The 21,964-nt window shown below is 39.8% G+C and carries 16 protein-coding genes; 10 read left to right on the top strand and 6 right to left on the bottom strand.

Annotated features, from left to right (window positions below):
- Window position 1 precedes the first annotated feature (1 nt).
- The 6 genes from AC07YT_RS06355 to AC07YT_RS06330 are packed head-to-tail and all read left to right on the top strand — an operon-like array spanning window position 2 to window position 13,029.
- Window positions 2-3,250, top strand: a complete 3,249-nt coding sequence (locus AC07YT_RS06355) for a SusC/RagA family TonB-linked outer membrane protein (RefSeq protein ID WP_086545616.1) — start codon at window positions 2-4, stop codon at window positions 3,248-3,250.
- A 10-nt stretch (window positions 3,251-3,260) separates the two neighbouring features.
- Complete coding sequence (locus AC07YT_RS06350; protein WP_086545617.1) at window positions 3,261-4,724, top strand: RagB/SusD family nutrient uptake outer membrane protein; 1,464 nt, start codon at window positions 3,261-3,263, stop codon at window positions 4,722-4,724.
- A 10-nt stretch (window positions 4,725-4,734) separates the two neighbouring features.
- Complete coding sequence (locus AC07YT_RS06345; protein WP_086545618.1) at window positions 4,735-6,549, top strand: fasciclin domain-containing protein; 1,815 nt, start codon at window positions 4,735-4,737, stop codon at window positions 6,547-6,549.
- A gap of 32 nt (window positions 6,550-6,581) precedes the next feature.
- Entirely contained in the window at window positions 6,582-8,015 is a 1,434-nt protein-coding gene (locus AC07YT_RS06340; RefSeq protein ID WP_086545619.1) for a fasciclin domain-containing protein, read from the top strand.
- 29 nt (window positions 8,016-8,044) lie between these two features.
- Complete coding sequence (locus tag AC07YT_RS06335; RefSeq protein WP_494945231.1) at window positions 8,045-11,278, top strand: SusC/RagA family TonB-linked outer membrane protein; 3,234 nt, start codon at window positions 8,045-8,047, stop codon at window positions 11,276-11,278.
- A gap of 17 nt (window positions 11,279-11,295) precedes the next feature.
- Window positions 11,296-13,029 (top strand): RagB/SusD family nutrient uptake outer membrane protein, encoded by a 1,734-nt coding sequence (locus AC07YT_RS06330; RefSeq protein WP_145954213.1) that lies wholly within the window; start codon window positions 11,296-11,298, stop codon window positions 13,027-13,029.
- Window positions 13,030-13,175: 146 nt separating this feature from the next.
- Here AC07YT_RS06330 and AC07YT_RS06325 read toward each other — a convergent pair whose 3' ends face one another.
- Both AC07YT_RS06325 and AC07YT_RS06320 read right to left on the bottom strand, forming a co-directional pair.
- Window positions 13,176-13,934, bottom strand: a complete 759-nt coding sequence (locus tag AC07YT_RS06325; protein ID WP_494945230.1) for an oxygenase MpaB family protein — start codon at window positions 13,932-13,934, stop codon at window positions 13,176-13,178.
- Complete coding sequence (locus AC07YT_RS06320; protein WP_086545622.1) at window positions 13,922-14,431, bottom strand: hypothetical protein; 510 nt, start codon at window positions 14,429-14,431, stop codon at window positions 13,922-13,924. Before AC07YT_RS06320 ends, AC07YT_RS06325 begins: the two co-directional genes overlap by 13 nt.
- A 108-nt stretch (window positions 14,432-14,539) precedes the next feature.
- On the opposite strand from AC07YT_RS06320, the gene AC07YT_RS06315 reads away from it, so the two are divergent.
- Together AC07YT_RS06315 and AC07YT_RS06310 are read left to right on the top strand one after the other, a co-directional pair.
- Window positions 14,540-14,740, top strand: coding sequence for a hypothetical protein (locus AC07YT_RS06315; RefSeq protein ID WP_494945229.1), 201 nt, complete (start codon window positions 14,540-14,542; stop codon window positions 14,738-14,740).
- A 276-nt stretch (window positions 14,741-15,016) separates the two neighbouring features.
- A complete protein-coding gene (locus AC07YT_RS06310) occupies window positions 15,017-15,484 on the top strand; it encodes an Lrp/AsnC family transcriptional regulator (protein ID WP_086545624.1) in 468 nt (155 codons plus the stop codon).
- A gap of 76 nt (window positions 15,485-15,560) precedes the next feature.
- Here the strand turns inward: AC07YT_RS06310 and AC07YT_RS06305 are convergent, their stop codons facing one another.
- The 4 genes from AC07YT_RS06305 to AC07YT_RS06290 form a co-directional block, all read right to left on the bottom strand.
- Complete coding sequence (locus tag AC07YT_RS06305) at window positions 15,561-16,019, bottom strand: organic hydroperoxide resistance protein (protein ID WP_086545625.1); 459 nt, start codon at window positions 16,017-16,019, stop codon at window positions 15,561-15,563.
- 52 nt (window positions 16,020-16,071) lie between these two features.
- Window positions 16,072-17,121, bottom strand: a complete 1,050-nt coding sequence (locus tag AC07YT_RS06300; RefSeq protein WP_086545626.1) for an alpha/beta fold hydrolase — start codon at window positions 17,119-17,121, stop codon at window positions 16,072-16,074.
- Between the two features lie 376 nt (window positions 17,122-17,497).
- Entirely contained in the window at window positions 17,498-18,088 is a 591-nt protein-coding gene (locus AC07YT_RS06295) for a TetR/AcrR family transcriptional regulator (protein ID WP_086545627.1), read from the bottom strand.
- 3 nt (window positions 18,089-18,091) lie between these two features.
- Window positions 18,092-19,699 (bottom strand): ABC-F family ATP-binding cassette domain-containing protein, encoded by a 1,608-nt coding sequence (locus tag AC07YT_RS06290; RefSeq protein ID WP_086545628.1) that lies wholly within the window; start codon window positions 19,697-19,699, stop codon window positions 18,092-18,094.
- A 318-nt stretch (window positions 19,700-20,017) separates the two neighbouring features.
- Between AC07YT_RS06290 and AC07YT_RS06285 the strand changes: the two genes are divergently transcribed.
- Window positions 20,018-21,037: a sensor histidine kinase gene (locus AC07YT_RS06285; RefSeq protein WP_086549277.1), complete on the top strand. Its 1,020-nt coding sequence runs from the start codon at window positions 20,018-20,020 to the stop codon at window positions 21,035-21,037.
- Window positions 21,018-21,779, top strand: a complete 762-nt coding sequence (locus tag AC07YT_RS06280) for a LytR/AlgR family response regulator transcription factor (RefSeq protein WP_086545629.1) — start codon at window positions 21,018-21,020, stop codon at window positions 21,777-21,779. The genes AC07YT_RS06285 and AC07YT_RS06280 overlap by 20 nt, the downstream gene beginning before the upstream one ends.
- Window positions 21,780-21,964 lie beyond the last annotated feature (185 nt).

Below are 21,964 nucleotides of genomic sequence, written 5' to 3'. Positions count from 1 at the left end.
GATGACTAAAAGATATAATTATAGTTTTTTTATTTTACTATGCTGTTTGTTGGTATCATCCCTAAGCTACGCACAACAAATTAACTATGTAAAGGGAAAGGTTATTGATAAAAAAGATAAACAGCCTATTATTGGTGCATCTGTTGTAATTGTTGATAAGGACAAAAGGGTAATTAAAGGTGTTTCGACAGATATTGATGGAAATTACACTTTACCGGTAGCAGATAAGACCTATAGAATTTCGGTTTCTTACATCGGTTATAAGTCTTCGGCACCGGTTAATATCGATAAAGCCGTGATCAATTTTCAGTTGGAAGCATCTGATAATCAAATGGATGAAGTTCAGATTGTTTCGAGGGCTAAAACGAGCAACGGAAGTGGAATGACGATCGATAAACGCGACCAGACTTCGGCTACGGTTACCATCGATGCCAAAGATCTTGAAGACCTCCAGTCGGCATCAATCGATCAGGCTTTGCAAGGTCGTATGGCAGGTGTTGATATTACCGCCAGTACAGGCGATCCGGGCGCACCGATGCAGATCCGCATCCGTGGTACATCTTCCATCAATGGTGCTACCGATCCCTTAATCGTATTGGATGGGATGCCTTACGATATTACCATTCCTTCTGATTTTAACTTTGCCACCTCCGATGAGAACAATTATGGTCAGTTATTAAATATTGCCCCATCTGATATTAAAGAAATTAGTGTGCTAAAAGATGCTGCGGCTACAGCCGTTTGGGGATCGAGGGCAGCAAACGGTGTATTAATCATTACCACAAAAAGAGGTTCGATTGGTCCGCCGGCTATTTCCTATAACTTTAAAGGTTCGTATTCTAAACAGCCAAGTCCCATCCCCATGTTGGATGGTAACCAGTATTCTTCGCTTATTTTGGAAGAATATTATAACGCAGGCCGCCAGTTCTCTACCTCAGAATATGCAAAAGAATTTCAATACGATCCGAATGATCCCTACAATTATTATAACTACAGCAACAATACCGATTGGCTATCGGCCATTACCAGGGTAGGTTACCTGCAGGACCATAACCTTTCTATTTCAGGAGGTGGTGAAAAAGCCCGGTACCGTGCTTCGGTAAATTATTTTAACCAAACGGGTACAACCATTGGCACCGATTTAAACCGTGTTTCGGCAAGGGTAAACTTAGATTATATGGTGTCGAATAAAATCAGGTTTAGTTCGGATATTTCTTATACCCATATCGATCAGAACGGACTTTTTAATACCCGCGTTCGAGATGTTGCTTATACCAAAATGCCTAACCAAAGTATTTATGAGTACGATGAATATGGCAATTTAACTTCAAACTTTTTCAGCCCTGCTGCAACCGCACAAGGTGCTTATGCCGGTACTTTTAATCCATTGGCCATGGCATCGGCAGGTAGTAATCACCAATTGGGCGAGCGTATTACACCAAAATTTAGTTTGCAGTACGAAATTTTGCCAAGTGTGTTACGCCTGAACGGAAGTTTTATGGTGAATATTAACAATACCAAGGTAAAAACCTTCCTGCCTCAAATTGCAACAGGCCGTCCTTATACCGAATCGGTGGTGAATACGGCTTCAGATGCTGATGGCGATTCTTTTACCATGAATACCAGTATGACTTTGGCTTACACGCCCAAACTGAACGATAAACACGACATTATTGGCTTTTTACGTTTTGATAGTGAAGATAGCCGTCGTACAGGCCAGTACCTGTTTGCAACCAATACGGCATCATCTTATTTAACCGATCCTTCGGTTGATAGCCGTACCAATTATACCGGTTCTGCAACCTCATCTTTAGGTCAAACCCGGTCGGTAGGTTTATTGGCTAACGTTCAATACAAATTTTTAGACCGTTATATCATCAATGGGAGTATCAGGGGCGATGGTAATTCCAGGTTCGGTGCGGCTAACCGATATGGTCTTTTCCCTTCAGTTTCTGGTCGCTGGCGGATATCCGGCGAACCTTTTATGAAAAAGGCGAATAAATATGTCGACGATTTTAGTTTAAGGGCCAGTTATGGTAAAAGTGGAAACGTTCCGCGTAACGATTATTCTTACTTTAATATTTATCAGAATTACGGTTTCAGTTACCTGGATAACGCCGGGGTGTATTCTACCAATATGGAATTAACCGATTTAAGGTGGGAAACCGTTACCCAATCCAATCTGGGTATTACCTTAAATCTCTTTAAAAACTTAAATATCGATTTCGATTTATACCGTAAACGCACTACCGATCTGTTTTATCCGGGTTTACAGGTAGCGAGTTATAACGGTTATGGCGGTGTTGATATGAACGTGGGTACCATGGATAACCAGGGCTGGGAAGTAAACCTGAATGCTACGGTGATCAAAAAGAAAAAAATAAGATTAGATCTCTCTTTCAATATTGCACATAACGAAAACGTCATCCGCGAGGTTTCGCCTTTATACCCAAGAGAGAATAAGGCTAAAGTAACCAGTAACAACGTGTACAAGGTATTTGTGCAGGAAAATAATCCTTTCGGTTCGTTTTATGGTTTCAAGTTTAAAGGGGTATATCCTGATAAAAACGCAACAGTTGCATTGGATGAAAATGGAAACCAGATTGTTGGACCGAATGGCGATAAAATTTACATGCGTTTTGCTTATCCATCTATCGATTATGTTTTCCAGCCGGGTGATGCCATGTATGAAGACATTAACCACGACGGGAATATCGATTATAAAGATATTGTGTACCTGGGTAATGGTAACCCGAAACTAACAGGAGGATTTGGATCTAACCTCACCATCAACGGAAACCTTCGTTTAGGTTTTAACTTCACTTTCCGCACCGGTTACGACATTATTAACGGTACTAAAATTAATACCACCAATATGTACGGCTTTAATAACCAAAGTACAGCCGTATTGCGCCGGTGGAAAAAAGAGGGAGATGTTACCGACATGCCAAGGGCCATGTATGCTACGGGTTATAACTTTTTAGGTTCTGACCGGTACATTGAAGATGGCTCATTTTTAAGGTTGAGCTCGGTAGTATTAAGATACGATTTTGCCAAAACCTTTATGAAGAGATTGGGGATGAAATCACTTACCACCAACCTTACCGTGCAGAATATTTTAACATTTACCAAGTATACGGGGCAGGATCCTGAGGTGCCAATTAAGTTAAATGGGTCGAACACGGTGATCGATAATTCTACCACACCGCCAATTAAGACAATCACTTTCGGTTTAACTGCTAACTTTTAATTCAAAACTGATGAAAAATATTATATATAGCACTTGTTTATTATTGATGCTGGTGATGAGCAGCTCCTGTAACAAATGGCTCGATCTTCAACCTAGAGATGGGATTACCAGACAGGAGTTCTGGAAAACGAAAGAAGATGTATTAGCAGCAGTTTCTGGCTGTTATGCCTCTTTGCTGGCGCCGCCTCCGGGTATTTCTGATAAATCTTTATTGGAATACATGTTTATGTATGGTGAGCTTAGAGCAGATATGATTGCGGGCGGGCCCAGCATTACAACCGAAGAAACGGATATTATCAATGTAAATATTACCCAGGATAATACCACTGCAAAATGGGCAGCATTTTACCGTACCATTAATTATTGCAATACTGTACTAGATTTTGCTCCTGGTGTTAAAGGTACCGACCCCACTTTTACCGATGCAGCATTAAACGGTTACGTGGCAGAAGCACTTACCTTAAGAAGCTTAATGTATTTTTACCTGTTGCGTACTTTTAGGGATGTACCATTAAAATTAACCGCTACCGTAAAAGATACCGATTTACAGGATCTGCCAAAAACCAAACAGGCTGATATTTTAAAACAAATTGTTGCCGACTTAAAAAAAGCAGAACAAGGCGCGGTTACCACTTATGGCAGCACAAGGTTAGATAAGGGCAGGGTAACCAAATTTACCGTAAATGCTTTGTTAGCCGATGTGTACCTGTGGATGGAAGATTATCCAAATTGTATTACCGAGTGTAATAAAATCATCAGCTCGCAACGGTTTGCCCTGGTTGGTGCAGCTGGCTGGTACAATAATGTGTTTTTTAAAGGTTCATCCATCGAAACCATATTTGAATTTGATCAGGCGATTGAAAATCCGTTTTATAATTTATTGGTAAATACCCGACGACGTTTTATCGGCTCTCCGTTTTTGAGCACCGAAATCTTTATTGCAGATGATGTTGATCCGGATAATAACTATGATATCAGAGCGGCTTCTTACTACAATTCGGCTTTTACCATCCAAAAATATGGTACCGAAAATCCATCTTATGTAAAATGGCAGGCTTACCGTTATTCGGATATTATGATGATTAAAGCCGAAGCTTTGGCTTTAACCGGGGGTGGTGCAGAAGCTTTGGCGCTGGTTGATGAACTGAGGTTAAGACGGAATGCCGTTAATGCCACAAAGGCTACTGTAGATCCTTCAGAACCTGAAGCTTTGTGCGATTATATTTTGGCCGAACGTGCCAGAGAATTTGCTTTTGAAGGTAAAAGATGGTTCGATCTTTTACGCCATGCCAAACGCAATAACTACAGCCGCATTGATATCCTGTTAGATATTGCTGCAAAAACCGTATCGCCTACGCTTCAGCAATCGGCCATTACCAAATTTAGAGATCCCAATAGCCATTACCTGCCGATTTATCAGAGCGAGTTATTTACCGATCCTAATCTTGTACAAAATCCATTTTACACTAAATAGAATAAGTGATATGAAAGTGAAATTAGACCTCCGCAAAATTACCTATTTGGTTATACTCAGTGCATTTGTAATCTTTGTGATTAATGCCTGTAAAAGAGAAAGTTTAACATTAACCACCACCGATGATGTTAATATTACCGGGTTTCTGGAGAAAAATCCTGATAAATTTTCTTTGTTTACCCAAATCTTAGAAAGATCTGGTACAAAGGGTTATTTGGCGGCATATGGTAAATACACCATGTTTACCCCCGATAATAATGCAGTGAACAATTGGTTAAAAAGTTTGAATAAAACGGCAGTCGATCAATTAACAGCTGCAGAACTGAAAGATGTTGTTCGTTTCCACGTTTTGCCAGATACCGTGGCCACAGGTAAATTTACCGATGGTAAGTTAACGCAGATTACCCTTTATGGTCAGTACCTGCAAACGGGCGTTACTTTTAAAGATGGTATAAGTAGCTTTATTATCAACAAACAGGCCCTGATTACCCAGTCGAACGTTCGGGTTGGGAATGGCATTATCCATGTTATCGATCATGTGTTAATCCCTTCAACTAAAACACTGGCTGCTACCATTGAAGGTAATAACAGATACAGCATTTTTACCCAGGCCTTAAAAGAAACCGGTTTTTACGACTCGTTAAACTATGTACAAGCTGTAATTCCTGATACTACACGCCGTTTTCAGACCGTAATTCTCGAATCCGATTCGGCATTACAAGCCGCAGGTTTTAACAATTATGCCGCTTTAAAAGCCAAACTTTCTAAAACAGGTAATCCGAAAAGCCATGCCGATAGTTTGTGGATGTATGTGGCTTATCATATTTCAACAGGCGCAAGTTATACCCCTGATATTGTTTCGTCGCCTTCATTGGCAACATTGGTGCCGAGTGAAATCATAACCACCAAATTACTGGGAACGAAAGTTTTATTAAATGATGATGAATTTAATGGGGTGATTGAACCAGGAGTAGAAGTTAACAGAACGTTTAGTAATGTGACTACCTCAAATGGGGTTTTACACGAATCGAAAGGTTTTTACAAAATTAAACCAAGGGTACCTACAGGCGTTTTCTTCGATATTGGCGATCAGCCGGAATTAAAATTACTGGCAGCCTGGCGTGCACCCGGACAAACCATCCAGCTCTTGCAAAATGGAAAATTAATTACCGCGGGCATCAGGCTAGATGCTTACCGGTCGGGCACAATCGGCCCTGTTTATGCCGTGTCGTCAACCCCGATAGGTGCATCTGATGGGCGGAGTTATGCCAATAGAGATGTTATTCAATTTAACCCAACCACCAGTAATACGGCACGTTCCATCTGGATGGAAATCAGAACCCCTATGCTGGTAAAAGGCAAATACAAAGTTTGGATCTGTTATACCTACAATGGCTCTGGACCACTTACACAGGTTGGGGTAGATGTGGGTACACCTCAAGAGCAGTTACTACCCAATCTGGTCGATTTCGCACAAACATTAACCAGTTCCGGGGTGCCTACCGCCAATGCGGCTTTGCCTTCTGCAGATGGATTAATGTTAACCAATGGCTTTAAACGCTATATGGCTACAACTGCTGAAGTAAGCAATGGCGTAAATGGTTTACAGCCCATCTCACAAAATAACTTATGGTCGGTTATGGTCGGGAAACTGGCTGGTGTGGTTGATATTAAAACAACTGATAAACACTGGGTAAGGTTTACAACACTGCGCGGTAATGGAAGCGGAATTATGAATATGGATATGATTCACTTTATTCCAATTGATGATGACCAGAACTATCCAAGATTTAGTCCGTCGGGCCTGATTTACAAACGCCCTTAACGAATTGAGCCATAGAACTAAAAATATAAATAATGACTAGAAAATATATCATATACGTTGCCCTGCTCAGCATCACTACAGTTTTATATTCCTGTAAAGATAACCTGGAACTGCATAACAAGCTTACCAATGTAGATAACAGCTTAGATCTTGCGCAAAAGCTTGATGCTCAGGCCAACGTAAGCATTTTTAACGGTTATGTTAAAACAACCGGTTATGATAAAGTGCTTGCCAGTGCGCAAAATTATACGGTTTGGGCCCCAACCAATCAGGCTTTAGCCAATTTAGATGCTGCAATTGTTTCTGATCCCGCAAAATTGAAAGATTTTGTAGCCAACCACATTGCATTATCTACTTATCCGTTAAATAAAATAGGCGATACCACCAGGTTAAAATTACTGAATAATAAGTTTGGTGTTTTTACCAGCACGAAATTTGAAGAAGGTACTGTTGCCGGCGCTGGCCAGTTTGTGAAAAATGGGGTATTGTATACCGTAGATCAGGCAGTTCCGGCCAAACAGAATATTTGGGATTATATGCTCTCTAGCACGGATGGTGCTTTGCAAAAAAATTACATCAATAATCTATCCGTTACCGTTATCGATACCGCAAACGCTACTGTAATTGGTTATAATGTATTGGGTAATCCAATTTTTGCACCAAATCCGCCCATGGTATCTAGAAATACGTACTGGGTCAATGTGGCCGATCTGAGAGACGAAAGTCAGCAGTACACTTATTTCATATTACAGGATGCCGCCTTTACAGCCGAATCAGCAAAACTTTCTAGCTATTATCCAAGTATCAATCCGAATTTAAATGCTTCTTTCTTTCTGGTTAAAGATTTAACCATAAAAGGCGTGTACCCAATTGAAAAATTGCCAGATACGCTTATCTCATTAAAAGGGGTAAAAGTGCCAATCAATAAGGCCAATATTGTCCGTTCTTACCGTGCCAGCAATGGAATCGTGCATGTGGTTAATGCACTGCCTTTCCGTTTGAAGGATAAAGTACAGGAATTTAAAATCGAAGGGGAAAAACCGCTGTCTGTTAGTGCTGCACGAACGATTTTATACCGTACTAAACTCGATAATTTAGGGAAAACCTTTAACGATATTGAGGTTTACGACCATAAGTATGCCGAATTTGGGGTGTTTTATACCAAAGCCAATTTGCCGGTGGTCAAATATAAAGTGTATGCCAGGGCCATTTCTGGTTTACCCGGCGATCCGCAGGTGGCGGCATTTACGCAGCGTTACTTTTTTTATAATCCAACCACCTTAAGTTATACTTTATTTTATACGCATTTGGTAAATCCCTTAACCTATGGCGAAACCTATTTAGGAGAATATACGCCTGCAGACTTTGGTAATTTTCAGGTGAGGTTAACCGCTGCAAACAGTACGAATGTAAATGTAAGTACACTCATACTGGATTATCTCCGCTTCGAACCAGTTTTACCTTAATTATGAATCTTGCTTTCAAAAAAAATACTATGTATAATTTTACAACGATAAAAAAAGTTTGGGGCATGTTACTTTGCTTACTGGTGTTTGGCTTAGCGGCACAGGCACAGGAAGTAGATTCGATGAAAACCGAAACAGATACCACTACCGTAAAAATAAAAGCCCGCGCCGTTAAGGGCGAAAAAATAAGGGGAGTTGTGCTCGATGGAAATACCAATAAACCTTTAGTGGGTATCAATATTACCGTTACTGGTTTTAATGCCGCCATTACTGATGAAAAAGGCAGGTTTACTGTAGTTGTACCCGATTATAAAGCCAGTATTATTATTTCAGGTAATGGTTTCCAAACCAAGGTGCTACCCGTTTACAAAGACAAAGAAATTAGAACCAAACTTTACCCTTTGTCATTTACCTCTGTTTACAACGAGGTGCTAACCCCATTAGGTACGGTTTCTCAGGCAAGGGCAATCCCTGCCATCAGTAATGTGAGTTTGCAAGGCAACTGGGCCAGCAATTCTGAAAGTGTAATGAGTTACATTCAGGGCAGGGCAGCAGGTGTTAAAGTGACCAGGCGTTCAGGAACACCTGGGGTAGGTGCCGATGTGCTCATCAGAGGGTTTAACTCTTTGTACGCCACCAATCAGCCTTTATATGTGGTGGATGGAATGATTTTCGACGCCAATAACTATGGTACTTCGCTAATTAAAGGTCATGTTAATAACCCGCTCCAGTTTATCGATGTTAGGGATATTGAAAACATCAGTATAATTAAAGATGCAGCTTCGGCAGCAACTTATGGGGTGAAAGCGGCAAATGGAGTGGTATTAATAACCACCAACCGTGCTCACGATCTGGCCACGAATATCGATTTCTCCGGATATGCTGGTTTTAATTTCAAACCTAAAAACCTGCCTGTAATGGGGGCTGCTGATTATAGGTTATACCTTTCAGATATCTTAAAAAGTCAGGGATTGAGCAATAGTGCTATCGCCGCAAAACCATATATGAACGATAGCCCGGCGAATACCGATTATTTTAAATACCACAACGAAACCAATTGGCAGAATGAAGTATTAAAAAGCAGTTTCGATCAGAATTATTTTTTAAAGGTTACCGGGGGTGATAATATTGCCAAGTACGCACTTTCTGCTGCTTATGCCAGAGACAGGGGCGTGATTGATAGTACCGATAACTTAAAATACAGCACGCGCTTTAACAGCGATTTAAACCTGACTAAAAAATTGCAGGGAAGCACCAGTTTATCATTTACTTATACCGAGCAGCGTTTAAAAGACCAGGGCATTGCTCCGGTAACCAATCCGCTGTTTTTAGCTTTGGTTAAATCGCCTTTTATGGCCAGAAATGAAGTAAATTCGGCCGGAGCCGTTTCACCTAATTTAGCCGATTACGATACTTTACAAGTGAGTAATCCAAGAGCCTTGATCGAAAAAGGACAAAATTTGAAAAAGGCTTATCGGTTTTATGGTAACATTAATTTCGATTTTACTTTCAACAAAAACTTTAAATTATCTAACCTAAGTGGGGTAACTTACGATAAAACACAGGAAACACTGTTTATTCCAAGAAAAGGGGTAACCAACGATACACTTTCCAATTATGTGGGCGATAGCCGTTTAGGTACACAGGTAGGAAGGTTTTTTAATGTGTTTAACGATCTACGTTTAACTTACGATCAGTCTTTCGGTTTATACAGCAAGTTACATGCAATTGTAGGTACGCGTTACTCACAGAGCGAAAGTGAGCAGGATTATGCTTTAGGTTTTAACTCTGCAACAGACGAATTAATTAGCATTGGGAACAGTAATGCCGCTTTTAGAACATTTGGTGGTGATATTGGGAAATGGCGTACGCTGAACAATTACCTGTCTGCCAATTATAGTTACGCTGATAAATACCTGGTTAACTTTTCGATGGCTGTTGATGGTTCTTCACGTTTTGGCGCAAAGGCCGGTCAGGGTTTCTTAAACTTCGACGATGGTTTTCGGATTAATGGAAGCCGTTATGCTGTTTTGCCCGCCATTGGTGCTGCCTGGGTGATCTCTTCGGAGCAATTTATGCGCAATTTACACCGTGTTGACCTTTTGAAATTAAGAATGAGTTACGGTTTAGTTGGAAATGATGATGTGGGGAATTATACCGCCAGAAAATATTATACTTCTCAGAATGTATTGGGCATTAGGGGGATTGTAACCGGCAATTTCGCCAATCCGAACCTGCAATGGGAAACCGTACGCAAGTTTAATGCGGGTATAGATGGTTCCTTTTTTAGTGAACGCTTAAACATCAGTTTAGATTATTGGCGAAACAGCACCAAAAATATGTTAAGCTATCAATTGCTGAGTGTGGTTACCGGTACAGCTTCGTTTATCAGCAATAATGGCGGCATGCAAACAAATGGTTTAGACTTAGCCCTGAACGGCCGGATTCTGAATGAAAAATTAAAATGGGATGCGGGTTTAACCATTGGTACATCGAGCAATAAAATGACCAGTTTGCCGGATGGAAATTCAGTTATAACCAGTTATGCAGGTGGTGCTTATATCAGTCAGGTTGGTCAGTCGGCCAATCAGTTTTATGGTTACAAAACCAATGGCGTATATGCAACCAATGCAGAGGCTGCGGCCTCGGGTTTATCTAGCCGCAACAGTTCAGGAGCGCTGGTGCCTTTTACCGGTGGCGATGTTAGGTTTGTCGATAGTAATGGCGATAAGATCATTGATGATGCCGACCGCGCCGTTATTGGTAACCCAAATCCAGGTTTGTTCGGAAGTTTGAATAATACCTTCACTTACAAAAACTGGAGTTTAGATGCCTTGATCACTTTTGTTAGTGGTAATGATGTTTATAATTATACCAGGTCACAGTTAGAATCCGGAAGTACTTATTACAACCAGACTCCAAATATCAACAACAGGTGGAAAGGTGATGGACAAATTACAACAATACCCAAAGCGACTTATGGCGATCCGGTTGGGAATGCCCGTTTTTCTGATCGCTGGATAGAAGATGGTTCTTATTTACGTTTGAGAACGGTTAATGTAACCTATAATGTGCCTTTAAAACTGAAAGCCATTAAGTACGCAAAAATTTATGCTACGGCTAATAACTTGTTTACCGTAACCAATTATTTAGGCTATGATCCAGAATTTAGCAACTCCGGAAGTTTATTTAGTCAGGGCGTAGATACCACGCTTGAGCCACAGTTCAGGTCTTTTCAGCTAGGTGTTAGAGTTGGATTATAATTAAGAAAGATATACTCATGAAAATGAACTTAAATAAAAAAATTGCATCCCTTTTGTTATTGGGTATTTTATCGGCAGGTTCCTGGTCTTGCAAAAAAATGCTCGATGTACCAACAGAAGATAAACTGGATAGTGTAAATGCATTTAAAACGGTATCTGATGCAGATGCTGCGGTTATAGGTATTTATGGCCAGTTTTTGGGACTGGAAAAACTCTACATCCTTCAGAACGAGCTCCGGGGTGATTTAATGGATGTTACTTCGAAATCAAGTACCGATCTGCAGGAGCTATCAGCACATACCGAAACAAAAAACAATCAATATGTTGACCCAAGACCATATTATCAGGTAATTGTGAATTGTAACGATGTGCTCAAAAACTTTAAAATGATGGTTGATGATCGTCGGATGAGTGTGGACGATTACAACAAACGTTACTCTGATATTGCTACATTAAGAAGCTGGATTTATCTGCATTTAGGTATCCAGTACGGTAGCATACCTTATATTACCGATGCGATCGAAACGGTAGATGATTTAAAAAACCTGGCCAATTACCCGAAAACACCATTCGACCAGCTATTGGATAAATTAATTGCCTTTAACGAAAGCCTGCCTTATAAGGAAGCTTATGCTTACCCAACAGGAACATCGCTGCTGGTTACCATTGATGCTAACAGTACTCAAAAGTTATTTGCTTCAAAAGCCTTTTTATTAGGTGATCTTTATTTGTGGAAAGGAAATTACATCAAGGCAGCAGAAAATTATGCGAAGCTGATGAATGCCGAAAACAATAACGGGAATGATAACTTTAGGTTTAATTTTTATAAGATCAATAACTCCGGAGATCCGGCTTATGCCAATTTAGCCATCTTATTTAGCAGAAGCGGACAAGATCCGACCAGTTTAATCAATAGTTTAGATGCAGGCTGGAGGGCTATTTTTGGCTTACCAACCACATCAAGTGCGTGGAGTTCAGAATGGTTTTGGTCTATGCCTTACAATACGGCATTTAAACCTGTAAATCCGATGATTGACTTATGTTCGCCGCTTAAAAGCTATCAGATTAAGCCATCACAAGCCATAAAAGACCTTTGGAATAGCCAGATGACCTACGGTGGTGTTCCCTTCGATCCAAGAAGCAAATTATCGTTCAATGCTTCTGCCATGGGTGATGAAATTACCAAACTTACTGATAACGGCGGGAAATGGGGCATTTACAGGGCACCTTTGTTGCATCTTCGTTTTTCGGAGGCGGCCAACAGAGACGGACAAACCAAATTAGGCTGGGCATTGTTAAACACAGGAATCAGAAATACTTATTATGTAGGTACATTTACCGCTGGGGCACAGGCACCTGTTTCGGTAGCGGAGTTAAATACCATGATTACGCCTTATCCGCAAAGCTCGCCTTATTATTTCGATGCCAGAAAAAATAACGATGTTTCAGGTACCTGGTACCGTAACTGTGGCATTAGGGGCAGGGCAGTAGTAACCGCAATTGATGTCAGTTACCAGACGGATATGGTTGGCTTGGAAGGTAAATTAATCGATGAGGCTGCACTGGAACTCGCTTTTGAAGGTAACCGCTGGCCAGATCTGGTTCGGATTGCCCGCAGGCAGAACAACCCGGCTTTTTTAGCAGATCGCATTTATCAAAAACTCTTAAAAGCAGGTAATCCTAATGCCAGCCTTACCAGACAGAAATTAATGGATCCGGCCAATTGGGTACTCCCATTTGACTGGAAATAGAAAATAAATAAGAAGTTGTATCATAATGACGATTTCACCTCAAATGCTGTCATGTTGAGCCTGTCGAAACCCCTCAAAGCGTAATAACAGGTCCTTCGACAGGCTCAGGATGACAAAATTATATTGACGTATACAACTTCTTTTTGCTATTCAACAGCTTCAAGGCCCAAAATCTGTGCCTTGTATGCTGCTGGTAGAATCAGGTTTCTTAAAGGTTTATTTACCTTCAGTTTCCGGCTTATTTTGTATAAAGTAAGCACTGGTGTAATTGCTTTTCCATTTCCGAGCTTAAGTAATTCATTCACTTTTAATGGAACGATCAGTGCTTGTATTTTTCGCATTAATGAATATCTTAGAAAACCAAGGTGTTTTTTATACTGATCATAAAGATCATGCGAAAAGCAACTGTGAATTAAATTCTCCTGTAGCTGTTGCTCATGCATCATTTGCCACGCTGCAAAATTACTCGGAAGTCCGTTTATTTCCATGCGGTGCCCAACTTTATAGAAAGTAGAAAATATTTCTTCTTTTTCTATTAAGGTGAGTTTTCTTTCCAGCACTTCAAAAGCGCTGATGGAATAGCTAATCAGCATAAAAAGAACATCTCTATAGGCCCAATCCGGAATTTTAGCGTTTCTTCCGGCTTCAACATGCTGATGGATTTTGGTAATCTGATCTATTGCAGCAGTTGCTTCGGTTACAGAAGAAAATACGATTTTTTGAGCATAGGCTACTGTCGAAAATAATCTTCCCAACGGATCTTTAGGCAGTTTTCCCGTAAAATACAACCAATCAACAGCTTTATTCAGGCTAAATTCTGCTGCAGCACCGGCGAAAATAAAAAGAATAACATCTGTATTACCCCATATTTTCCTTACGATAGAATGTTTGTCTACAAAGTCCATAATCCGTAATGTTCTGCTAATATTTCAATTTTTTTAATATTAATGCGGCATAATATTAACGGGACAATTCCGAAAATACCAAAAGAACAGTCTATCAATTGCCAAAATAGAGGGATCTGACGGATGTTTCCGGCAATTAATGCCAATGGAATAATCGCGATACAGCAGATCATACCAAAGTCGATTACCCATTTGTTTTTTACAGGATCTTTTAATGGCCCGATAAAAAGTATGGCCAGCATGATATGGGCAAATGCCAGCCAATCGGTGCCATAACTTAAAAAAGGATACTGCAGATTGGTCGCTTTAAGGGCTTGATAAACGGCTCCAAGCCAGGTTTGAAGACTCACCGGTAAAATTTCAATATACTTAACCAGATAAGCCATTTCGGTTTCTAACGGAAATGCAGTTAATCCGCTGATGGCCAGTCCAATAATGATGATGCTGACGTATGTTTTTGAATGTAACCTTAATTTTTGCTGTTCGGTATTCATCATTTCTGATTTATAATGGTGATTTGCAAGTTATGATAAGCCTTATGAATAAATTGCTTCATATTTCTATGTTTTGTAAAGTGCTTTGTATTTCAAAGTAAATACTAAAAATTGAATATTCCAAAAAAAATGATGCGGATTTTTCAGCATGATGAATTTTATCTTGCTGTAAGAAGATTGGAAATGGAAGACCAGCGCTTAAAGATTATTCGATTTGGGAGGTTTTTATCACAGATTTCACCGGATAATGGTAGTATATCTAAAAAGCAAAAGCGCCGGCATCGCGCTGGCGCTCTTGGTATCATTAACTAAACTAAATCAACGCACTGCTTCTCGCAGTTGTTTCATTCGTTAAACAAATATCTGTCGCATTGACAATTAAAACGAAGGTGGCTGGTAAATACGGAAAATGTCCTGTTGAATAACTTTTTGCGGAATTTAATTCTGTTGGTAGTTTTAATTATACTTTTTGCCAAAATTTTGTTCTTTTTTTGTGCTCCGCTTAAGGGTTTAACAGAGAGTATTTATATATTTGGATATTCATTATAAACTAAGCCTAGAAAAGAGATAAATAGACTAACCACTATAATGGAATTATACACCCCTGACCAAACAGACAGAGATATTTTAACACTATTACAAAAAGATGCAAGGCTAACCTATAAGGAACTGGCTGCGATGCTGCATTTGTCAAAATCGCCCATTCAGGAACGTGTAAAACGCTTAGAACGTTTAGGATTCATTTCTTCGGTAGTGGCATTAATCGATCCGAATAAATTTGAGAACTGCATGATATCCTATTTGCAGGTTCAGCTTACCAACCATTCTGTTAATACCTTCAGGTTATTTCAGCAGGAGGTAAGTAAACTCGATGAAGTACTGGAATGTTACCATACTACAGGAGGGTTTGATTTTATGCTAAAGGTTGTGGCAAGAAATATGATCGCTTATAACGATTTTTTAATTAATAAGTTTGGTCGTTTGGATAATATAGGTACACTTAACAGCTCGCTTGTAATTACGCAGGCAAAACGCGAAACCGCTTTACCTGTATAGCAAGAGCATTAAATTTATAAATTAAAAAAGCACCGTGGATTTAAATCCATGGTGCTTTTCTGCTTTATTTTGTAGGTTATATCGCTACATTGATCTGTACATTGATATTGCCACGGGTAGCTTTAGAGTATGGACAGGTTTGGTGCGCAGCTTCAACTACTGTTTTGGCTTCTTCGTAAGTAAGTCCGGGTAAAATTACATTTAATCTTGCCTGAAGGCTAAAGCCGCTGTCGGCCAAAGCCAGATCAACTTCTGCATCAATTGCCGCATCTGCTGGAAGGGCAATTTTAAGTTGAGGTGCATTATGTTTCATTGCGCCAATAAAACATGCAGCCCAGCCTGCAGCAAATAACTGCTCAGGATTTGTTCCTTTTCCTGCACTGCCAGGAGATGACAATGCGGTATCAAGCAAACCATCGCTACTTTTGGCAAAGCCCTCACGGCCACCGCTTACATGAACTTTTCCGGTATAAAGTACTTTGTTGATAACTACATTTAAAGTATTTGTCGATTCAATTGCATTTTGATTTTCCATTTTTTTGAAATTTTATTGTGAATATTTGAATTTTTAAGATGATTAGTTTTTATCAGGCCATCATAGCTGCCTGTATAATGGCGTCTGCGAATGCCTGGGGTGCTTCCTGAGGAAGATTATGTCCAATGCCGCCATCGAGATTGTGGTGTGCATATTTGCCCGTAAACTTAGCTGCATAATTAGCAGGATTACCATGTGGGGCACCATTGGCATCACCTTCGAGCGTAATGGTCGGAACGGTTATAACTGGAAATGTGGCTAGTATTTTTTCGTATTTATCATATTGTGCTTCCCCTTCTGCAAGCCCCAATCTCCACCGGTAATTATGGATGACAATGGCAACATGATCTGGATTATCGAGTTCAACTGCTGATTTTTCGAAAATGGCATCGGTAAATTTCCATTCCGGAGAAGCGCTTTGCCAGATCAGTTTGGCGAAATCTTTTCGGTTAGCTTCATAGCCTAAACGGCCGCGTTCGGTTGCAAAATAGAATTGATACCACCATGATAATTCTGCTTTGGGCGACAATGGTTTTTGGTTTACCTCCTGGCTTCCAATAAGGTATCCGCTTACCGAAACCATTGCTTTACAACGCTCAGGCCATAATGCAGCCATAATATTGGCCGTTCTTGCGCCCCAATCAAAGCCACCAATTATGGCTTTATCTATTTTTAGGGCATCCATGAAGGCAATAATATCTGCTGCAATGGCCGATTGTTGTCCATTTCTTGGCGTTTTAGCCGAAAGAAACTGTGTATTGCCATGGCCGCGAAGGTGTGGAACAATTACCCGGTAGCCTTTAGCAGAAAGCAAAGCTGCTACATCTGCATAACTATGAATGGTATAAGGCCATCCGTGTAACAGTATAACGGGTTCACCATCTGCTGGTCCGCTTTCTGCATAAGCCATGTTTAATACGCCGGCCTGAATCTGCTTTATGGCATCGAAAGATGCATTGCTGTGCGATGTAGGGTTGCCGGATGTCTTCTTTACATTTTCCTGCGCATTTAAAAGGTTTAATCCTCCAAGTTCTGCAACGGCAACAGTTAGTGCGGCTACACTTAAAAAGCGCCTGCGGCTGTAATTATTTTGATTTTCCATCGTGCTAAAATTTGTTGACAATTAAGGTTTTACCTGCTTTGGTATGTCAAAATTAATGCGATTAGCAGGAGGTGATTAGCCGTTTCGGGATGAAATAGACAAATTAGGTTTTGACTTATACATTGTTGAGCCTGAGCAGGACAGGAGTAATCGGCTCAGCTAAGGTTATGAAGTTAAAGGTTAAGTATGGGCGTGAAAACATTGTCCTTCGACAGGCTATCATTGAAAGATTCCAATAAGGCGGTCGTCTTTCCCGCGCATGCTGGAATCTTAAAGCGTATTGTATGATGATTATTGAACACTAAGTGATTCCCAATCGAGTTGGACATAACGATATTCTGAGCGCTATCATCTACTTAAAATCGCTCAGTCAATATTATAAACCAAAAATCAGCTGCATAATTACTTTCTTGCGCGCTAACATTAATGCATTAAAATCCTGAACGGTAATTTGGAACAATTGCTGGTATAATGGGGCCATCATCAATGGATAGGAAAGGAGCGAAAAAAGATTCATTAAAAAATGTGCAGGATCGGTTTTTACGATCGTACCCTTTTCCATTTCCTGCTGTACTTCTTTTAAAAATTGCTTAACCGGATTTGTTTGGATATTGCCCATAAGTTCTTTACCCAAAGTATTAATTTCAGTTACCAAAAATGTTTCCTGATAGGGGAAAGCGATCATGTCTTCTAAAAAAACCGTTATCAGGTGTTCAACTTTCTGCTTAAAAGGTTTTTCAGATTCCATACTTTCGTTAAGGCGTTTGCTTAGTCCCTGCATGGTTTCCTGAAATACAGCTGCAATTAACAGGTCTCGGGAACGAAAATAATAGTGAAGCGCCGTTCTGTTTACACCAGCGGCATCAGCTATTTCCTGCGTGGTCGCATGAAGCTTGCCTTCGGCAAACAAAATCTTTTTAGCAGTGTCTTTTATCAGTTGTTCTGTACCTGTATTTTTAAGTGGCATTTTTTATAGATGAAGGCTGTTTTTAGTGAGACTGATCTGGCTGGTTACGCCAATTTCTTTTATAAAATGCTGATCATGCGAAATAACCAATAACGTACCTGTAAAGTTTTTTACGGCTGAAGTTAAGATCTCCAAACTCTGAACATCGAGGTTGTTAGTGGGTTCATCGAGGATAAGCATATCAGGCGCTTGTTTACTTATTGCCAGGCAACATAAAGCCAGTTTCATTTTTTCACCGCCACTTAATCCTATGCATTTTCTATCAAACATCTCCTGACTAAATTGTGAATAAATAAGCAACGATTTTAGTTCATGTTCCTGTAATCCATCATGATTATATTTTTGCACCTGTTCGTAAAGACTGAGGTCGGGCTTTATCATGGTATAATCCTGATCGAGATAAAGATATGAAAAATCCGGGCTCATGTATTGACCTTCTGTAGGTTCTATGGCTCCTGTAATCATCTTAAGCAAGGTGGTTTTTCCTGCACCATTATCGCCCTCAATATGCAAACGGTCTCCGGATCTTACCTGAAAGCTTAGCGCTTCCCATAAAGTGTTGCCATGATAACCATAGTTAACGTTATTCGCATCAATCAGAATCTTACCATGATGAAGATGAGAAGCCGCTATATTAATGTGCAGTGCCTGGTATTGCTGTATTTGCGATCGGGTTTCCCTGATATGCTCAGCGAGGCCAGATATTTTCTCGTGATGAGCATCCAATACCTTAGCTGTACTTTGCTCTGCTTTACTTTTAAGTCTGCCCGCAACAATACGGGGTAACGAATTGCTTTGTCCCGCACTTTTGCCTTTTGCCTCCTTTTTTTGACGTTGCTCAGCCATATCGCGGGCCTTTTGCTGGCTCTGTTTCAACGTTTTGGTTTGTTCTTCGAGTTTGGCTTGCAGAGCATTAACTTTTTCTTGTCTTTGCTCCAGATAAAAGTCGAAATTGCCACCAAAAACCTCTATTCCTGTTTGGCTAAGGGCGAAAGTTTTGTGAAGGAGATTTAATAGCGTTATGTCATGGCTAACGGTCAAAATTGTTGCCTGATGTTGTGTAACCAAATCATATAACATCTTGCGGCTGTTTGTATCCAGGTGGTTAGTGGGTTCATCAAGAAGAATAATCCTGGGTTGATGAATTTCAATACCGGCAAGAAATACTTTTGTTTTTTGGCCACCGCTTAAACTTCCCATGAATTGATGAGCACTAAAATGTCCAAGGCCCCATTTCGTCAGGGCCATTTCTGCTTTTTCTTCAATTTCCCAGTCATCATCCAGATCAGTAAAGTAAACCGGATCGATACTTCCGTTAAGGATGGCTTGCATTGCATTTAACTTTACATCTATTTTTAAAGCCTCAGCAATAGATAGATGATCGTATTGTCCAAGATGTTGAGGCACGTACCAGCAACTTTCAGAAAGCATAATTTCTCCGGACGTAGGCAAAATGGTGCCTGCCATAAGCTGTAGCAAGGTCGATTTTCCCATGCCATTAAGCCCAACCAGGGCTGCCTTTTCACCTTTGCCAAGCGTTAAATTTAATTCGTGGAAAAGCTTTTCTCCATCAGGATGGGTATAACTAAGCGATCTGATGATTAAACTCATGTCTTTTATTATTGAATGCTAAACAATTCGTTTGCAAATATAAATATTTTAATATTTTTGTTTAACAAAATTGTTAAAATAAAAAAATAGCTTTTCTGTTAATCTAAACCTGATATTGTCTATTTCAATACCGAATCTGTCTGGTTCAGGTTCGAAATGGTTTAACTATAAGATTGGGGTGGTTACTTTAGGTGAAAAATGAAGAGAATGATGTGGCTTAGCTTAAAACGAAGTCGTCATATTCTTTAAATTTAAGTGTAATAAATTATTATTTTTGATTATCCCAACCCACCTTAATTGGCCTGGCTAAAAACGAACATGACTAAAAGCCCTTTAAAGATTTCGCCTGTTATTATCTGGGTAAGTTCCATTTTTCTTGGACTTTTATCTTCTGTTCCTCAAATAGCAGAGCATCATTTTAATGCCGCCGAAGCTGCGGTAAATGCGGGCATTACTTCGGTATTTGCCTTGTTGATGTGGTATTTGAATATTTATATGCTGTCGCGAAAGCGCAGCCGGCCGGGCAAACAAGGCATTTCCTACTCCAGGTTATTTAAAAGTCTTTTAATTGGTATTGGGGTGATGCTTTGCCTGGCATGGATTCAGCAATTGATTCTTTCGCACATTAATTTCGGTCCGGTGATGTTGATGGTGGAGGTAAGGGGGATATTGATCAATTTAATTTTTTATATGTTCCTCCATCTGTTACAGCAAAATTACGAAAATCAGCAGGTGAACATGGAACTGGAGAAAATTAAAAGTGACAGTTTGGGTGCGCAGTATGAATTGCTAAAGCAGCAGGTTAATCCACACTTTCTTTTTAATAGCCTCAATACCCTAAAAGCCATGGTAGAAATTGGCGATGAAGAGGCGGTTGATTTTATCCTCAAACTGTCTAATTTTTATCGCTATACCCTCGAGAGCCGTAAATTAGACCTGATTCACGTGTCGGAAGAAATGGAAATACTGAATGCTTATCTGTTTTTACAAAAAGCACGGTTTGATGGTGGTTTCATCTTTACCTCTACTTTAAATGAAGCAGTATTACAGACCTTAATTCCTCCTTTTACGCTGCAGCTGTTAATCGAAAACTGTATTAAACATAATGTTGTTTCATTGGATAAACCTTTGCAGATCAGTTTGTACGCTATCGATGGGCAAATTGTTTTGGAAAATCCTATCCGTTTAAAAATAGCCGGTAACAACTCATTAGGGGTGGGGCTAAAAAATATCACACTACGCTACCAGCATCTTCTCGAAAAACCAATTGAGATTAGTAATGATGGCCAGATTTTTAAAATTAAACTCCCATTAATTCATGAACATCATCATCATTGAGGATGAGCTGAAAACAGCTAAATCACTCGAAAATATAATCCTGAGCCTGAGGCCCGATGTTAAAATAATAGGGCAGTACCAGAGTATTGAGGGATCGGTAAAAGCATTGACAGAACAGCCGCAACCCGATTTGATATTTATGGATATTCAATTGGCAGATGGATTATGTTTTGAAATATTTAAACAGGTTAAAGTTAATTGTCCCGTTGTGTTCTGTACCGCCTTTGATGAATATTCCCTGGAGGCTTTTAAACGAAACGGCGTAGATTATGTGTTAAAACCATTTTCTAAAACAGATATTCAGGAAGCCTTTCAAAAAGTAGATGGCCTTCAGAATTTTTTTCAGCAGAAGGTAATCCCCGATTTAAGCAATTTATTAACCAAATTGAATAGTCCGGCTGGAAAAGAGAGCTTTTTAGTGTTTAAAAACCAGAAATATACCACTGTTCAAACCGAAAACATTGCTTTCTTTTACATCAGAAATGATGCTTCAACCATTATGTGTTTCGATAAGCAGGAGTTTGCCCTAAGTCAATCGCTTGATCAGATTACAGCACTGATATCTTCTAAACAGTTCTTCCGGGTTAACCGCCAATATCTGGTAAATTTTAAAGCCATTAAAGAAATTGAACATTATTTCTTAAGAAAGTTATTTGTAAAACTGGTGATTGAAACCCCTGATAAATTATTGATTAACAAGGAAAAAACACCTGCTTTTCTTTCGTGGATGGAAGATAGGTGAGGATACCATATCCCTGATACGGTGTTGAAAAGGCTTGAAGCAGGTATCTGTTTTCAAGCCTTTTTAATTTCAGGCTGCTGCGCCTTTGTCTTGTTTATCTGTTCCCTGTCCAGCTCTTCCATTAATTTGTCCGGTTCAGCTATTTCCAGCTCATTTCAGCGATGCTACGCGCTTATTTTTGATAA

It is taken from the genome of Pedobacter sp. GW460-11-11-14-TSB4, assembly GCF_059423705.1.
Note: the sequence above shows the minus strand (reverse complement) of the source record. Positions and strands in the feature narration are given on the sequence as shown.

What these genes read in the sequence shown, in the direction of transcription:
- AC07YT_RS06355 (WP_086545616.1), top strand. Translation starts at nt 2, where the DNA reads ATGACTAAAAGATATAATTATAGTTTTTTTATTTTACTATGCTGTTTG.
- AC07YT_RS06350 (WP_086545617.1), top strand. Translation starts at nt 3,261, where the DNA reads ATGAAAAATATTATATATAGCACTTGTTTATTATTGATGCTGGTGATG.
- AC07YT_RS06345 (WP_086545618.1), top strand. Translation starts at nt 4,735, where the DNA reads ATGAAAGTGAAATTAGACCTCCGCAAAATTACCTATTTGGTTATACTC.
- AC07YT_RS06340 (WP_086545619.1), top strand. Translation starts at nt 6,582, where the DNA reads ATGACTAGAAAATATATCATATACGTTGCCCTGCTCAGCATCACTACA.
- AC07YT_RS06335 (WP_494945231.1), top strand. Translation starts at nt 8,045, where the DNA reads ATGTATAATTTTACAACGATAAAAAAAGTTTGGGGCATGTTACTTTGC.
- AC07YT_RS06330 (WP_145954213.1), top strand. Translation starts at nt 11,296, where the DNA reads ATGAAAATGAACTTAAATAAAAAAATTGCATCCCTTTTGTTATTGGGT.
- AC07YT_RS06325 (WP_494945230.1), bottom strand. Translation starts at nt 13,934, where the DNA reads ATGGACTTTGTAGACAAACATTCTATCGTAAGGAAAATATGGGGTAAT.
- AC07YT_RS06320 (WP_086545622.1), bottom strand. Translation starts at nt 14,431, where the DNA reads ATGATGAATACCGAACAGCAAAAATTAAGGTTACATTCAAAAACATAC.
- AC07YT_RS06310 (WP_086545624.1), top strand. Translation starts at nt 15,017, where the DNA reads ATGGAATTATACACCCCTGACCAAACAGACAGAGATATTTTAACACTA.
- AC07YT_RS06305 (WP_086545625.1), bottom strand. Translation starts at nt 16,019, where the DNA reads ATGGAAAATCAAAATGCAATTGAATCGACAAATACTTTAAATGTAGTT.
- AC07YT_RS06300 (WP_086545626.1), bottom strand. Translation starts at nt 17,121, where the DNA reads ATGGAAAATCAAAATAATTACAGCCGCAGGCGCTTTTTAAGTGTAGCC.
- AC07YT_RS06295 (WP_086545627.1), bottom strand. Translation starts at nt 18,088, where the DNA reads ATGCCACTTAAAAATACAGGTACAGAACAACTGATAAAAGACACTGCT.
- AC07YT_RS06290 (WP_086545628.1), bottom strand. Translation starts at nt 19,699, where the DNA reads ATGAGTTTAATCATCAGATCGCTTAGTTATACCCATCCTGATGGAGAA.
- AC07YT_RS06285 (WP_086549277.1), top strand. Translation starts at nt 20,018, where the DNA reads ATGACTAAAAGCCCTTTAAAGATTTCGCCTGTTATTATCTGGGTAAGT.
- AC07YT_RS06280 (WP_086545629.1), top strand. Translation starts at nt 21,018, where the DNA reads ATGAACATCATCATCATTGAGGATGAGCTGAAAACAGCTAAATCACTC.